This is a genomic window from Pseudomonas citronellolis, assembly GCF_029335315.1.
Classification (GTDB): Bacteria; Pseudomonadota; Gammaproteobacteria; order Pseudomonadales; family Pseudomonadaceae; genus Pseudomonas; species Pseudomonas citronellolis_A.
The window spans coordinates 15,023-29,946 of record NZ_JARJLT010000364.1; the positions used below are offsets into that span (position 1 = coordinate 15,023).

General features: G+C 69.1%; 11 protein-coding genes. 4 read left to right on the forward strand and 7 right to left on the reverse strand.

Annotated features, from left to right (window positions below):
• Together P3W75_RS27560 and P3W75_RS27565 are read right to left on the reverse strand one after the other, a co-directional pair.
• On the reverse strand, positions 1 to 942 hold the full coding sequence (locus tag P3W75_RS27560) for a class I SAM-dependent methyltransferase (RefSeq protein WP_276230489.1): 942 nt from the start codon (positions 940 to 942) through the stop codon (positions 1 to 3).
• Between the two features lie 66 nt (positions 943 to 1,008).
• Entirely contained in the window at positions 1,009 to 2,505 is a 1,497-nt protein-coding gene (locus P3W75_RS27565) for a methyl-accepting chemotaxis protein (protein ID WP_276230490.1), read from the reverse strand.
• Positions 2,506 to 2,711: 206 nt separating this feature from the next.
• Here P3W75_RS27565 and P3W75_RS27570 point away from each other — a divergent pair, with 206 nt between their 5' ends.
• The 3 genes from P3W75_RS27570 to P3W75_RS27580 all read left to right on the forward strand — a co-directional run bounded on the left by P3W75_RS27570 (position 2,712) and on the right by P3W75_RS27580 (position 8,353).
• On the forward strand, positions 2,712 to 4,334 hold the full coding sequence (locus P3W75_RS27570) for a methyl-accepting chemotaxis protein (RefSeq protein WP_276230491.1): 1,623 nt from the start codon (positions 2,712 to 2,714) through the stop codon (positions 4,332 to 4,334).
• 154 nt (positions 4,335 to 4,488) lie between these two features.
• On the forward strand, positions 4,489 to 6,852 hold the full coding sequence (locus P3W75_RS27575; RefSeq protein ID WP_276230492.1) for a DNA polymerase II: 2,364 nt from the start codon (positions 4,489 to 4,491) through the stop codon (positions 6,850 to 6,852).
• 82 nt (positions 6,853 to 6,934) lie between these two features.
• Positions 6,935 to 8,353, forward strand: coding sequence for an ArnT family glycosyltransferase (locus P3W75_RS27580; RefSeq protein WP_276230493.1), 1,419 nt, complete (start codon positions 6,935 to 6,937; stop codon positions 8,351 to 8,353).
• Between the two features lie 49 nt (positions 8,354 to 8,402).
• Here P3W75_RS27580 and P3W75_RS27585 read toward each other — a convergent pair whose 3' ends face one another.
• Positions 8,403 to 10,025 (reverse strand): MFS transporter, encoded by a 1,623-nt coding sequence (locus P3W75_RS27585; protein ID WP_276230494.1) that lies wholly within the window; start codon positions 10,023 to 10,025, stop codon positions 8,403 to 8,405.
• A 118-nt stretch (positions 10,026 to 10,143) separates the two neighbouring features.
• The gene (locus P3W75_RS27590; RefSeq protein WP_276230495.1) at positions 10,144 to 11,802 is read right to left on the reverse strand and encodes a GMC family oxidoreductase; all 1,659 of its coding nucleotides are present in this window, start codon (positions 11,800 to 11,802) and stop codon (positions 10,144 to 10,146) included.
• A 119-nt stretch (positions 11,803 to 11,921) separates the two neighbouring features.
• Here P3W75_RS27590 and P3W75_RS27595 point away from each other — a divergent pair, with 119 nt between their 5' ends.
• Positions 11,922 to 12,815, forward strand: coding sequence for a LysR family transcriptional regulator (locus P3W75_RS27595; protein WP_276230496.1), 894 nt, complete (start codon positions 11,922 to 11,924; stop codon positions 12,813 to 12,815).
• A 115-nt stretch (positions 12,816 to 12,930) separates the two neighbouring features.
• Here the strand turns inward: P3W75_RS27595 and eco are convergent, their stop codons facing one another.
• The 3 genes from eco to P3W75_RS27610 form a co-directional block, all read right to left on the reverse strand.
• Entirely contained in the window at positions 12,931 to 13,413 is a 483-nt protein-coding gene (gene eco, locus P3W75_RS27600) for a serine protease inhibitor ecotin (protein ID WP_276230497.1), read from the reverse strand.
• Between the two features lie 126 nt (positions 13,414 to 13,539).
• On the reverse strand, positions 13,540 to 14,274 hold the full coding sequence (locus P3W75_RS27605) for a DUF533 domain-containing protein (protein WP_276230498.1): 735 nt from the start codon (positions 14,272 to 14,274) through the stop codon (positions 13,540 to 13,542).
• 95 nt (positions 14,275 to 14,369) lie between these two features.
• A partial coding sequence (locus P3W75_RS27610) for a tellurite resistance TerB family protein (protein ID WP_276230499.1) occupies positions 14,370 to 14,924 on the reverse strand: 555 nt, incomplete at its 5' end.

Sequence of the window (14,924 nt, forward strand, 5' to 3'; positions counted from 1 at the left end):
TCAGTCCGGCAGCGCGAAGAGCAGCGCCTTGAGCGCCGCGTCGGGGTCGATGTCGGCGAATTCCGGCGGGTTCTGCAGGCGCTCGACGTAGCGCAGTTGCGGCGCTTCGCTGGCCATCGCGTCAATCAGGAAGGCCGGCGCCACGGCCGGGTCGTTGACGCAGGCCAGCACGCGGCCGCCGGGCGCCAGCAGTTCGGGCAGACGGCGGAGGATGCGCGGGTAGTCCTTGCCGAGGACGAAGCTGCCCTTCTGGAACGACGGCGGGTCGATCACCACCAGGTCGTAGGGCCCGGACTTCTTGACCCGGCCCCAGGACTTGAACAGCTCGTGGCCGAGGAACTCCACCCGCGTCAGGTCGTGGCCGTTCAGCCGGTGGTTGTCGCGCCCGCGGCTGAGCGCGGCGCGCGCCATGTCCAGGTTGACCACGTACTCGGCGCCGCCGGCGATGGCCGCCACGGAGAAGCCGCAGGTGTAGGCGAACAGGTTGAGCACGCGGCGGCCGGCGGACTGCTGCTGCAGCCACTGGCGGCCCAGGCGCATGTCGAGGAACAGGCCGTTGTTCTGCTTGCGCCCCAGGTCCAGCAGGTAGCGCAGGCCGTGTTCGACCACCACGCGTTCCTCCGGGACCTCGCCGAGCAAGGCCTGCATGGCGCTGTCCAGGCGGTAGCGGTGCTGCAGCAGCAGCGCTTCGGCGCCGCTGGCGCGCCACTGCGGGGAGTCGCCCAGCGCTCGCAGGGTGGCTTCGAGCGCGGCCAGTTCGTCGGCCTCCGGCTCGCGGAACAGCGACACCAGCAGCACGCCCTGCAGCCAGTCCACGGTCAGTTGCTCCAGCCCCGGCCAGCGCCGGCCGCGCCCGTGGAACAGGCGGCGGACCTCGGCGGGCGGCTGCTCCAGCGCGGCCAGCAGGTGGTGCAGGAGGACGTCGAGGGCTTGGGCGTTCATCGGATCACGGGCTCGAAAAGGGCGGCCATTCTGGACAGGATCGCGGCAAAAGAGAACCGCCGTCCCTCAGGGGCTGACCTGGAAGCGCCCGCTCAGGCCCTGCAGGCGCTCGCTCAGCTCGCGCAAGCGCGCGCCCTCGCGTTCCAGGGTCTGGGCGTCGCTGTCGTTGTTCTCGGCCACGCCCTGCACGCCTTGCAGGTGCTGGATGACTTCCTCGCTGACCGAACTCTGCTCCTGGGTCGCCGAGGCGATCAGTTGGTTCATCTGGCTGATGCTGGCGATGCCGTCGGTCATGCGCAGCAGCAGCTCGCTGGTGAGCTGGCTGCGCTTCACGCAGTGCTCGACGCTGTCGCGGCTGCGCGACATGGCCTGGGCCGCCGTGCGGCTGCCCTCCTGCAGGCGGCCGATCTCGTCCTGGATTTCGCCGGTGGATTGCGCGGTCTTCTGCGCCAGGTTGCGCACCTCGTCGGCCACCACGGCGAAGCCACGGCCCTGCTCGCCGGCGCGCGCAGCTTCGATGGCGGCGTTGAGGGCGAGCAGGTTGGTCTGCTCGGCGATCCCGCGGATCACCTCCACCACCCGGCCGATCTGCTGGGCGCGGGCGTCCAGCTCCTGGACCTGGCGGTCGCTGTCGTCGATCTGCGCGGCCAGGCGATCGATGTCCTCCAGGCTCTCGCGTACCAGGCTGCTGCCGTCGCGCGCCTCCTGGTTGATGCGTTGCGCGGTGTGCGCCGCCTCGTCGGCGTTGGCCGCCACGCCTTCGATGGTGCTGCCCATCTGCTGCATGGCGCTGGACATCAGCGCGGTCTCGTCCAGCTGGCGCCGCGCACCGTCGCGCAGGTCGCGGGTGGTGCGGGCCAGTTGATGGGCCAGTTCGTTGAGGCCGAGGGTGTCGCGCAGCACCACCCCGACCAGTTCGTCGAGGCGTTCGAGGAAGCGGTTGAAGCGCGAGTTGACCCGGTCCGAGGCGTCGCTGCGGTGGCTGAGGTCGACCACCTCGCCCTCGGTCAGGTGACTGACCGAGGCCAGCAGGCCCATGGCGCCCAGCGCCTCGGCCTGGGACTGGATGGCCAGGTAGACCAGGATGGAGCTCTCCAGCACCACGTAGAAGGCGTGCAGGAAGATGATCGGCCAGCTGCCGTCCTGCGCCACCGCCAGGCCCGCGCCGCCCGCCTGCAGGGCGAAGAAGGTCAGGTGGTGCACGGCGATGCTGGCGGCGGCGACCACGATGGGCAGCCAGTCGCGGTAGAACACCAGGATCGCCAGCAGCACGAAGATGCCGAAGTGCATCTCGATGCGCCCGCCGCTCTGGTTGATCTGCAACGCCGCGAAGGCCATGAAGGCCACGCCCATGCAGCAGCGCGTCAGGCGCTGGCCGGGCAGCAGGGCGAACAACCCGTGCAGCGCCGCGAGCGTGCCGCCACCGACCAGCAGCGCCTGGCCCCAGGCGTCGTGCCAGTAGGCCAGGGCCAGCGAGTAGACGAACATCAGCCAGAGCACGCCGAGCATGATGCGGTCGGCCTTGCGGTAATGGTTTTCCAGGGAGAAAGCGGAGCTGGGCATGACGGGCACGACGCTGAAACGGACAAGATGCCCGCTGTATCGGCCAGTGCGCCGCCGGGCTTTAGCCCTTCCGCCCGTCGGCCACGCAACCACTGGGTTGACGGACGATTGTGCCAGCACCTGGCACAATAATATCAATTAGCCATACAGCGCTCGGAGCGAGCCGCCCGACGCGGTCATCATCAAGGAAAGAAAAGGACATCGCGATGTTGAGAAATATCAGTATCGGCCGCCGCGCGGCCCTGGGTTTCGCCGCCATGGGCGCGCTGCTGCTGTTCCTGGGGGTGTTCGCCATCCTCAAGCTGGCGGCGCTGCGCAGCGTGTCGCAGGAACTGGACGGCAACTGGCTGCCGAGCATCAACCAGATGAACGAGATGTCCACGCAGATCGCGCGCATCCGCCTGGAGTCCATGCGCCTGCTGGTCAACACCGACGACGCCGCCCGGCAACGCAGCCTGGGCCTGATCGAACAGGCCGAACGCACCCAGGAACAGGCCTTCCAGGCCTATTCGAAACTGATCCTCAGCGCCGAGGAGCAGGCCAAGGCCGACGCCCTCAAGCTGGCGCTGGACGGCTATGTCGAGCGGGTTCGCGAACTCATCGCGGATATCCATGGCAACGACACCGCCAAGGCGCTGCAACTGATGAACGGCCCCATCGCCAAGCAGGGTGGCGAGCTGCACCAGCGCCTGCAGGACCTGATCAGCCTCAACCGCGAAGGCGCCCAGGCCGCCGCCGAACGCGCCGAGCGCCAGTACCTGACCGACCGCGGCATCGTGCTCGGCGTGCTGCTGTTCAGCGTGGCGCTGACCCTGGCCCTGGCCTGGCTGCTCACCCGCAGCATCGTGCTGCCGCTGGCCCACGCGGTGAGCGTGGCGCGGACCATCGCCGGCGGCGACCTCAGCCAGCGTTTCAGCGTCGAGGGCAAGGATGAGGCGGCGCAGCTGCTGGGCGCCCTGGGCGAGATGCGCGAGAGCCTGCGCGGCACCATCCGTGGCATCGGCCAGTCGGCCAGCCAGCTGGCTTCGGCGGCGGAGGAGATGAGCAGCGTGATGGAACAGAGCACCCGCGCCCTGCAGGCGCAAAGCGACCAGATCGAGCAGGCCGCCACGGCGGTCAACCAGATGACCAGCGCGGTGGAGGACGTGGCGCAGAACGCCGCCGGCGCCTCCGCCGCCTCGCGCGAAGCCATGGCCGCCGCGCGCGAAGGCCAGGCGCGGGTCGACGAAACCGGCTCGGCGATCGGCAGCCTGGCCGGTGAGGTCGGCGAGGCCTCGCAGCATGCCGAGCGCCTGGCCGAGCAGGCGCAGGACATCGGCAAGGTGCTGGAGGTGATCCGCAGCGTCGCCGAGCAGACCAACCTGCTGGCGCTCAACGCCGCCATCGAAGCGGCGCGCGCCGGCGAGGCCGGACGCGGCTTCGCCGTGGTGGCCGACGAAGTGCGTTCGCTGGCCCAGCGCACGCAGAGCTCGACCCGCGAGATCGAGCAACTGGTCGCCGCCATCCAGTCCGGCAGCAGCGACACCGTCGGCGCCCTGCTCAGCAGCAGCGGCAACGCCGAGCGTACGGCTGGCCGCACCGGTGAAGCCAGCGCCTCGCTGGGGCTGATCCTCGACCGCATGACGCAGATCGACGAACGCAACCAGGTGATCGCCAGCGCCACCGAGGAACAGGCCCAGGTCGCCCGCGAAGTGGACCGCAACCTCACCAGCATCCGCGACCTGGCGGTGCAGACCTCGGCCGGCGCCACCCAGACCAGCGCCGCCAGCCAGGAGCTGTCGCGCCTGGCGGTGGACCTGAACGGCATGGTGATGCGTTTCGTGGTGTGAGGGCTGAAGTCCCTGGGCCCCCGCGTTCGCGGGGGTGACCGGGAGTATGCAGCCCCCGGCTAACGCCGAACCCACTGGAGCCCTACGAAAAGCAGCCGCTGCACCCCCTCCCCGGTAGAATGTCGATCTGACAGATTCTTCCCAGAGGTTCCCGGTGGCAGCACAACAAGGCTTCGTCCTCACCCGGCACTGGCGCGACACGCCCGCCGGCACCGAGGTGGAGTTCTGGCTGGCCACCGACGCCGGCCCGCGCCGGGTGCGCCTGCCGTTGCAAACCTCGGTGGCGTTCATCCCCGCCGAGCAGCGCGAGCGCGCCGAACGCCTGCTGCAGGGCGAAACCGGCGTCGAGCTGCGCCCGCTGCAACTGCGCGACTTCGAGCAACGCCCGGTGCTCGGCCTGTACTGCAACCAGCACCGCCCGCTGATGGACCTCGACAAGCGCCTGCGCGCCGCCGGCGTCGAGGTGCTGGAAGCCGACATCCGCCCGCCGGAGCGCTACCTGATGGAGCGTTTCATCACCGCGCCGGTGAGCTTCGACGGCGAACCCGGCGCCGACGGCGTGCTGCTCGACACCCTGCTCAAGCCGGCGCCGGACTACCGGCCGACGCTGAAACTGGTGTCCCTCGACATCGAGACCGACATCCACGGCAACCTCTACTCCATCGCCCTGGAAGGCTGCGGCCAGCGCCAGGTGTATATGCTCGGCCCGGCCAACGGCGACCCCAGCTGGCTGGACTTCGACCTGGCCTACCGCGACAGCCGTGGCGAACTGCTGGAAAGCCTCAACCAGTGGCTGGCCGAGCACGACCCCGACGCCATCATCGGCTGGAACCTGGTGCAGTTCGACCTGCGCGTGCTGCGCGACCACGCCGAACGCCTGAAAATCCCCCTGCGCCTGGGCCGCGACGGCGAGCCGATGAGCTGGCGCCAGCACGGCAGCGGCAACAACCACTACTTCGCCGCGGCCGCCGGGCGGCTGATCATCGACGGCATCGAGGCGCTGCGCTCGGCGACCTGGAGCTTCCCCTCGTTCAGCCTGGAAAACGTCGCGCAGAGCCTGCTCGGCGAAGGCAAGGCGATCGACAACCCCTACGACCGCATGGCCGAGATCGACCGCAAGTTCGCCGAGGACAAGCCGGCGCTGGCCCACTACAACCTCAAGGACTGCGAGCTGGTCACGCGGATCTTCGCCAAGACCGGCATCCTCCACTTCCTCCTCGAACGCGCCAGCGTCACCGGCCTGCCCGCCGACCGCAGCGGCGGCTCGGTGGCGGCCTTCACCCACCTGTACCTGCCGGCCATGCACCGCCTGGGCTTCGTCGCCCCCAACCTCGGCGGCAAGCCGCCGGAGGCCAGCCCCGGCGGCTTCGTCATGGACTCGCGGCCAGGGCTCTACGAATCGGTGCTGGTGCTCGACTACAAGAGCCTGTACCCCTCGATCATCCGCAGCTTTCTGATCGACCCGGTGGGCCTGGTGGAAGGCCTGCGCCAACCGGATGACGCGCACGCGGTGGAAGGCTTCCGCGGCGCCCGCTTCTCGCGCACCCGCCACTGCCTGCCGGCCATCGTCGAGCGCGTCTGGCAGGGCCGCGAGGCGGCCAAGCGCGACGGCAACAAGCCGCTGTCGCAGGCGCTGAAGATCATCATGAACGCCTTCTACGGCGTGCTCGGCTCCAGCGGCTGCCGCTTCTTCGACCCGCGCCTGGCGTCGTCCATCACGATGCGCGGGCACCAGATCATGCGCCGCACCCGCGAGCTGATCGAGGCCGAGGGCCACCAGGTGATCTACGGCGACACCGACTCCACCTTCGTCTGGCTCGGCGGTGCCCACGCCGAGGCCGACGCCGAGCGCATCGGCCGCGCCCTGGTGCAGCGGGTGAACCACTGGTGGAAGGAACACCTGAGCGCCGAATACGGCCTGGAAAGCGCCCTGGAGCTGCAATACGAAATCCACTACCGGCGCTTCCTGATGCCCACCGTGCGCGGCGCCGAGGAAGGCAGCAAGAAGCGCTACGCCGGCCTGGTGCAACGCGCCGACGGCAGCGAGGACATGGTCTTCAAGGGCCTGGAAACCGTGCGCACCGACTGGTCGCCGCTGGCCCAGCGTTTCCAGCAGGAACTCTACCAGCGCATCTTCAAGCGCCAGCCCTACCAGGACTACATCCGCGACTACGTGCGCCAGACCCTGGCCGGCGAGCAGGACGACCTGCTCATCTACCGCAAGCGCCTGCGCCGGCGCCTGGACGACTACGAACGCAACGTCCCGCCCCACGTCCGCGCGGCCCGCGCCGCCGACGACTACAACCAGGCCCAGGGCCGCCCGAAGCAGTACCAGCACGGCGGCTGGATCAGCTACCTGATCACCACCGCCGGCCCCGAGCCCCTGGAAAACCGCCAGTCGCCGATCGACTACGAACACTACCTGAGCCGCCAGCTGCAACCGGTGGCCGACGCCATCCTGCCCTTCGTCGGCGACGACTTCGCGCGGCTGATCGACCGCCAGATGGACCTGTTCTGAGTCTTCTTCACGCCTTTTTCACGACTCATCCGTAGGCTGGCGCGCGGCTTATACGTGCAAACAATCGCCAGGGGGTCGAGGCATGCAGGAAAGGATCGAACTGGAACGCCGGCTGTGGTGGCTGCTGGTGCTCGCGCTGTTGGTGCTGCTGTGCCTGTGGGGGATCGCCGACACGCCGCTGCTGAGCACCAACGAAGGCCGCCGCGCGGTGACCGTGCGCGAGATGTTCCTGGCCCACGACTGGCTGCTGCCGCGCATGAACGGCGAGCTGTACCTGGCCAAACCGCCGCTGTTCTACTGGCTGGCGCTGCTGCCGGTGTACCTCGCCGGCGGGGTTTCCGAGTGGGCCGTGCGCCTGCCCTCGGTGCTTTTCGCGCTGGCCACCCTCGGCGCCACCTACGCCTGCGGCAAACGCCTGGGCGGGCGCGCCATGGGCCTGTTCGCCGCGATGTTCCTCGCCGCCAACGCCGGCTTCAGCCTGTTCGCGCGCAGCGCCGAGATCGAGATGTCGCTGACCGGCCTGTGCTTCCTCGCCCTGCTCTGCGCCTGGGTCTACCTGTTCGTCGACGGCCGCCGGCGCTGGTCGCTGGCGAGCTACGCGCTGCTCGGCGGCGCCCTGCTGAGCAAGGGCCCGGTGGCGCTGCTGCTGGTGACCCTGCCGGTGCTGGTGCTGACCCTCTGGCAGCGCCCGGCGCGCGGCCGCCAGTACCTCACCGACCTGCCCGGCTGGGCGCTCGCCATCGCCCTGGGCGCCGGCTGGTACGCCCTGGTCACCGCGCGCGAAGGCATGGACATCTGGAAGGCGATCTTCCAGCAGGACATCGTCGAAAAGGTCAGCGGCGGCGGCGCCGATCCCTGGTACGCCTACCTGCTGTACCTGGCTGGCGACTTCTTTCCGTTCTGGCTGCTGCTGTTCTACCGCCCCGCGCAGCTGTGGCGGCAGGTTCGCCAGGAACCGCGCCTGGCCCTGCTCGCCTGCGCCGCGCTGGCGCCGCTGCTGGTGTTCTCGCTGTTCAGCGACAAGCACGCCAAGTACCTGCTGCCCAGCTACCCCGCCGTGGCGCTGCTGCTGGCCTGGCACTGGACCCGCGTGCTGGAGTCGCTGGGCGGCTGGAAACGCCGCCTGCTGACCTGGGCGCCGGTGCTGCTGGTGGCCGGCTTCGCGGCCTTCTACGGGCTGCTGCTCGACAAGGTGTTCGGCTACCGTTTCCACACCCTGCCGCAGATCACCCGGATCAGCGCCGAGCACCCGCAACTGCCGCTGTACAGCCTGGGCCAGCCGGACATGCGCCTGGTCTACTACGCCGGGCGCCGGGTCGAAGCGGTCAACCTCGACAAGGCCGCCCAGCTCAGCGGCGGCCTGCTGTTCGTCGAGGGCGCGCTGCCGGAGCGCTTGAAGATCGACCCGCGCTGCGTCGCCGGCCAGGTGCCGCAGTACCTGAGCAAACGCAAGGTGCTGCAGGCGGTGCTGCTGGGCAGCGCCTGCCCACCCGCCGCCTGAGACGCAAGAAAAGGCCCGCCGAAGCGGGCCTTTTCACAAGGCGGTCCGCTCAGTCGGCGTGGATGTCGTTGTGGCGCGTCTCGCGCAGGAACAGCAGCGAGCACACCAGGCTCATCGCGGTGACCAGCACCGGGTACCAGAGGCCGTAGAAGATGTCGCCGGTGTACACCACCAGGGCGAACGACAGGGTTGGCAGCAGGCCGCCGAACCAGCCGTTGCCGATGTGGTACGGCAGCGACAGCGAGGTGTAGCGGATGCGCGTCGGGAACAGCTCGACCATCAGCGCCGCCAGCGGCCCGTAGCAGCAGGTGGCGATGAAGATCAGCGCGACGATGATGGCCACCACCATCGGCCGGTTCACCAGCGAGGCGTCGGCCTGGGTCGGGTACCCGGCCTCCTTCACCGCGGCGCCCAGGGCGGCGGCGTCGAAGCCCTCGATGCGCTTCTCGCCCACGCTCACCACCAGCCCGCTGCCGGCCGGCGCGGCCTGGGTGCTGTAGGGCACGCCGCCTTTCACCAGCAGGGTCTTGGCCTTGTCGCAGGGGCTGTCGAATTTGGCCTTGCCTACCGGGTCGAACTGGAAGGTGCAGGTGGCCGGGTCGGCCATCACCACCACCGGCGCCTGGCGGCTGGCCTGGTCGATCTGCGGGTTGGCGTAGTGGGTCAGGGCCTTGAACAGCGGGAAGTAGAACACCGTCGCCAGCAGCAGGCCGGTGACCAGCACCGGCTTGCGGCCGATCTTGTCGGAGACCCAGCCGGCCAGCAGGAACAGCGGGGCACCGATCACCAGCGAGATGATCAGCAGCACGTTGGACAGCGCCGGGTCCACCTTGAGCACCTGGGTGAGGAAGAACATCACGTAGAACTGCGCGGCGTAAAAGGTCACCGCCTGCCCGGCGTTGATGCTGAACAGCGCGATCAGCACGATCTTCAGGTTGCCCCAATGGGTGAAGGACTCCTTGAGCGGCGACTTGCTGACCTTGCCCTCTGCCTTCATCTTCAGGAACGCTGGCGACTCGTGCATGGACAGGCGAATCCAGGTGGAGATGGCCAGCAGCACGATGGAAATCAGGAACGGCAGGCGCCAGCCCCAGCTCTCGAACGCCTCGCCGGTGGCCTGGCGGCAACCCCAGATCACCAGCAGCGACAGCAGCAGGCCGCCGGTGGCGGTGCACTGGATCCAGCTGGTGTAGGCGCCGCGCTTGTGCGCCGGGGCGTGCTCGGCGACGTAGATCGCCGCGCCGCCGTACTCGCCGCCCAGGGCCAGGCCCTGGAGCAGACGCAGGACGATGAGGATGATCGGCGCGGCCACGCCGATGGTCGCGTAGGACGGCAGCAGGCCCACCGCGAAGGTCGACAGGCCCATCAGCAGGATGGTCACCAGGAAGGTGTACTTGCGCCCGATCATGTCGCCCAGGCGGCCGAACACCAGGGCGCCGAAGGGCCGCACCAGGAAGCCGGCGGCGAACGCCAGCAGGGCGAAGATGAACGCGGTGGTGTCGTTGACCCCGGAGAAGAACTGCTTGCTGATGACCGCCGCCAGCGATCCGTAGAGGAAGAAGTCGTACCACTCGAACACGGTGCCCAGGGACGAGGCGAAGATGACCTTGCGCTCCTCCCGGCTGCTGGATTTCCCCCGCTCGAACGACTGGGGCTGTGCGAAATCGGTCATTACGGCTCTCCTGCCCTCGTGGGGCTGTTCTTGTTGTTTCAGCCTCGACCGCCTCGGCCGGTGGGCCGCGCGACGCTGTCTGGTGTCGAATCCTGTGTGCGTCCCGGCGGGGTGACCGTCAGGACAGGGCCTTCTCCTCGCGCCCGCTGATAGGGATGACCTCGGCCTGGCGCGAGGGTTCGGCCAGAATCATCCGCGCGGCCTTCTCGGCGATCACCAGCACCGGTGAACAGCTGTTTCCGGAGGTCAGGCTGGGCATGATCGAGGCGTCGGCGATGCGCAGGCCGGGAATGCCGTGCACGCGCAGCTGGCTGTCGACCACCGCGTTGGGCCCCGAGCCCATGCGGCAGGTGCCGGCCGGGTGGAAGATGGTGGTGCCGATGTCGGCCGCGGCGCGGTGCAGGTCCTCCTCGCTGCTGAAATCCGGGCCGGGCTTGTACTCCTCCGGGCGGAAGCGCGCCAGGGCCGGCGCGGCGGCGATGCGCCGGGTCAGGCGGATGGCGTCGGCGGCCACCCGCAGGTCTTCCGGGTGGCTCAGGTAGTTGGGCTGGATCAGCGGCTTGGCGCGCGGGTCGGCGCTGCGGATGCGCACGCTGCCGCGGCTTTGCGGGCGCAGGTCGCAGACCGAGGCGGTGAACGCCGGGAACGGGTGCAGCGGCTCGCCGAAGCGCTCCAGCGACAGCGGCTGCACGTGGTATTCGAGGTTCGCCGAGGGCTGGTTCGGGTCGGATTTGGCGAAGGCGCCCAGCTGGCTCGGCGCCATCGACAACGGGCCGCTGCGCTTGAACAGGTACTCCAGGCCCATGCCGAGCTTGCCCCAAGGCGTGGCGGCGATGCGGTTCAACGTGCGGGTGCCCTGGATGCGGTAGATCATCCGCAGTTGCAGGTGGTCCTGAAGGTTCTCGCCGACCCCGGCCAGCTCGTGGCGCACGCCGATGCCCAACTGTTCGAGCAGCGCGCGCGGGCCGATGCCGGAGCGTTGCAGCAGGGTCGGCGAACCGATGGCGCCGGCGCACAGGATCACCTCGCGGCGCGCCCGCAGCTCGCGCCGGGCGCCCTGCCAGTCCACCAGCAGGCCCTTGGCGCGGCCGTCTTCGAGGATCAGCTGCTGCGCCTCGACGTTAGTCAGCACCATCAGGTTGGGGCGCTGCTCGATCGGCCGCAGGAAGGCCTTGGAGGCGTTCCAGCGCACGCCGCCGCGCTGGTTCACCTGGAAGTAGCCGCAGCCTTCGTTGTCGCCGCCGTTGAAGTCGTCGACCGAGGCGATGCCGCTCTGCGCCGCCGCCTCGCGGAAGGCGTCGAGGATTTCCCAGGACAGCCGCTGCTGCTCCACCCGCCATTCGCCACCGCCATGGTGGATGGCGCTGTCGCCGGCGAAGTGGTCCTCCATGCCGAGGAACAGCGGCAGCAGGTCGTTCCAGCCCCAGCCGGGGTTGCCCTCGGCGGCCCAGCCGTCGTAGTCGCGGGCCTGGCCGCGCATATAGATCATCCCGTTGATCGACGAGCAGCCGCCGAGCACGCGGCCGCGCGGGTACTTGATGGCGCGGCCGTTGAGGCCGGGCACCGATTCGGTGTCGAAGCACCAGTCGGTGCGCGGGTTGCCGATGCAGTAGAGGTAGCCGACGGGGATGTGGATCCAGGGGTAGTCGTCGCGGCCGCCGGCTTCGAGCAGCAGCACGCGGTTGGCCGGGTCGGCCGACAGGCGGTTGGCCAGCAGGCAACCGGCGGGGCCGGCGCCGACGATCAGGTAGTCGAAAGAGTCCAGTGCCTGGGGCATGGGCTGACCTCGTTTTGTTCTTATTGGTGTAGGCGTGGCTTGAGGCTAGTCGTTCGTTGGCGTAAAAAAAACGAACATTTCGGGTCAGCTGCTGATCGTTTTCTAACAACGGAGCCACCATGTTCGACTGGAACGACCTGCGCTACTTCCTCGAACTGCACCGCAGCGGCCGCCTGCTGGCCACCGCGCGTAAGCTCGGCACCACCCACGCCACCGTGGCCCGGCACATCGAGAACATCGAGCGCGACCTGGGCACCCAGCTGTTCGCCCAGCACACCGGCGGCTACCAGCTGACCCCCGCGGGCCTGGCGCTGCTCAAGCACGCCGAGGCCATGGAGAACACCGCCCTCCTCGCCCAGGAGGACATGAGCCAGAGCATCAGCCCGCTGGGCCAGGTGCGCCTGGGCGTGACCGAAGGCCTCGGCACCATGTTCCTCGCCTCGCGCCTGGGCGAGCTGATGCGCCAGTACCCGGGCCTCGAGCTGGAACTGGTGTCGGTGCCGCGCTTCGTCAGCATCACCAACCGCGAGGCGGACATCGCCATCACCCTGGAACGGCCCAACGCCGACCTGGTGATCAGTCGCCGCCTGACCCGCTACCGCCTGAGCCTGTTCGCCAGCCCCGCCTACCTGGAAAAGGCCCCGCCGCTGAACGACCGCGAAGACCTGGCCCACCACCCTTGGATCGGCTACGTCGACGACCTGCTGTTCAGCCAGGAACTGATGTTCCACCACAGCTTCTGCCGCCACCCCCAGGTGGTGTTCCGCAGCACCAGCGTGGTGGCTCAGCAACAGGCCGCCCAGGCCGGCGTGGGCATCGCCATCCTCCCGCAGTTCATGGGCCTGCACGACCCGCTGCTGGTGCCGGTGCTGCCGGAGGAATTCATCGAGCGGGAATACTGGATGTGTACGCGGCGGGAACTGCACCGCTCGGTGAGGCTGAGGTTGGTGTGGGATTTTCTGCTGAGGCTGTGTGAACGGGAGCAGGGGATTCTGGTGCAAGGCAAGATCTAGGTGCACTGCGGGAACGCGGGGAGCCCGAACCTTTGTAGGAGCGCCCCATGGCCGCGAATCGCGGGCATGGCCCGCTCCTACGGGTGGTGAGCCCGCGCGCCGCGCCCCGCCGAGGTTACTCGGCGCGGGCGTGTTCGACTTTTTCCGAGGCGGACCAGATGCGGTAGCGGACTTCCACGTCCTTCGGCGCGTAGATCACGATGGGCAGTTTGCTGTTGTAGCGCAGGGTGAAGCCTTCGCCGATCACCGGGACGAAGTCCTTCCTGCTGCTGCCTTGCGGGCAGGCCATCAGGGTGCTCGCCGGGCCGCCGACCTTGTCCAGGCGGTAGTAGGGGTAGCCCCAGCCTTCCAGGGTCTTTTCTTCCAGAGTGCCGCCCAGGCGCTGGCGGTTGCAGTCCACGGTGAGGGTCTTGCCGGCGAGGACTTCGACCTTGAAGTCGTCTTCATGCGCCTGTTTCGGCAGGTGGATCACCTGGCGCACGAAGCCTTCTTCAGCCTTCGGGTAGGGCGCCACGTCTTCGAGCTTGGCGGCGTTGGCCAGGGGGGCGGTGGCGCTGAGCAGCAGCGCGGCGGACAGGGTGTAGCGGGTGAAAGGCATGCGGCCTCCTTGCGGGTTGGACGGTGCTCAGGCACGCGCGGCGTACAACCGCGAACGGTTGTACGCCCTGCGTGAGCGAGGGAGTTGGACCCTGATCGCGCCGCGAAGACTCCCGGCGAAGTTGTTTCAGGCTACTTCGCCGCCGGTCTTGGCCTGCTGCTCCAGGTGCGCCTGCAGTTCCGGGTCGAGCTTGAGCTGGTAGGCCAGTTCGTCCAGGTAGTTGCGCTCGGCGTCCTGCTGGTCGTCCACCAGCATCACGCTGGCCAGGTACATTTCCGCGCTCATGCCGGCGTCGCCCTGGGCGGCCTGGGCCACGTCGGCGGCGTCGAGGGGTTTCTGCACTTCGGCGTCGAGCCAGGCCTGCAGTTCGGGCTCGCCGGCGTGGCGCGAGATTTCGCTGTAGATCGCCTGCTTTTCCTTGTCGTCGATGCGGCCGTCGGCCTTGGCCGCGGCGATCAGGGCGATGAGGATGGCGTGGCTGTGGGCTTCGGCGTCGTCGCCGGAGAGCTGGTCGACGGTGGTCGGCGCTTGTTGCGGCGCGGCGCTCGCCTGTTGCTGCTGCCAGTTCTGGTAGGCCTGGAAGGCCATCATGCCGAGGGAAGCGAGCATGGCGTAGTTCACCCCGCCGCCACCGGAGCGGCCCTGGCTGGACGGGGCGCCGCCGCCGAGCATGCTGCCCAGTACGCCGCCGAGGCCTCCCAGCCCGCCGAGGCCACCGCCGGCGCTGGCGCCGCCACCACCACCCCCGAGCAGCCCGCCGAGCAGGCCACCGAGACCGCCCAGGCCACCTCCGCCGCCCTGTTGCGCCTGCGCGCCCTGGCCGGCCCGCAGCAGTTGTTCCAGCAGATCCGTGGTGTTCATGGCAGCGCCCTCGGCGTGGTTGCGGTCTGGCAACGATAGTCCCGGCGGGGATTTCCGCCAATGCCGTCCGGGACTATTCAGGGGCGCGCTAAGAATCAGCCCTGCACGGCCTGCAAGGCCTTCTGCGCCTGGGCTTGCAGCTCGGCCTTGAGGCCGGGGTCGAGGCTCAGCTGGCGCGCCAGCTCGTCGAGGTAGGCGCGCTCCATGTAGCTCTCCTCGTCGACCATCAGCAGGCTGGCCAGGTACATCTCGGCGGCCATTTCCTCGGTCTTCGCGGCGCGCGCCACTTCCTGCGGGTCCAGCGGCTTGGCCAGCTCGCGGTCGAGCCAGCCTTGCAGTTCGGGGTCGCCGGTGAGCTTGGCGATCTCGCCATCGATCAGCTGGCGTTCGCGCTGGTCGATGTGACCGTCGGCCTTGGCCGCCGCCACCAGGGCGCGGAGGATGGCGTGGCTGTGTTCCTCGGCCTGGGCCGGCGGCAGGCGGTCGACTGTCTGCGGTTCGCCGCGCGGCGCGCTGGCCTGCTGGGCCTGCCAGTTGCCGTAGGCCTTGTAGGCGAGCACGCCGAGGGCGGCGAGGCCGCCATAGGTGACGACCTTGCCGCCGACCTTGCGCGCCTTCTTGCTGCCCAGCAGCAGGCCCAGCGCGCCGGT

Coding starts and splice junctions, on each gene's coding strand:
- P3W75_RS27565 (WP_276230490.1), bottom strand. CDS start 2,505: ATGCCCAGCTCCGCTTTCTCCCTGGAAAACCATTACCGCAAGGCCGAC.
- P3W75_RS27605 (WP_276230498.1), bottom strand. CDS start 14,274: ATGAACACCACGGATCTGCTGGAACAACTGCTGCGGGCCGGCCAGGGC.
- P3W75_RS27595 (WP_276230496.1), top strand. CDS start 11,922: ATGTTCGACTGGAACGACCTGCGCTACTTCCTCGAACTGCACCGCAGC.
- P3W75_RS27560 (WP_276230489.1), bottom strand. CDS start 942: ATGAACGCCCAAGCCCTCGACGTCCTCCTGCACCACCTGCTGGCCGCG.
- P3W75_RS27570 (WP_276230491.1), top strand. CDS start 2,712: ATGTTGAGAAATATCAGTATCGGCCGCCGCGCGGCCCTGGGTTTCGCC.
- P3W75_RS27590 (WP_276230495.1), bottom strand. CDS start 11,802: ATGCCCCAGGCACTGGACTCTTTCGACTACCTGATCGTCGGCGCCGGC.
- P3W75_RS27580 (WP_276230493.1), top strand. CDS start 6,935: ATGCAGGAAAGGATCGAACTGGAACGCCGGCTGTGGTGGCTGCTGGTG.
- eco (WP_276230497.1), bottom strand. CDS start 13,413: ATGCCTTTCACCCGCTACACCCTGTCCGCCGCGCTGCTGCTCAGCGCC.
- P3W75_RS27585 (WP_276230494.1), bottom strand. CDS start 10,025: ATGACCGATTTCGCACAGCCCCAGTCGTTCGAGCGGGGGAAATCCAGC.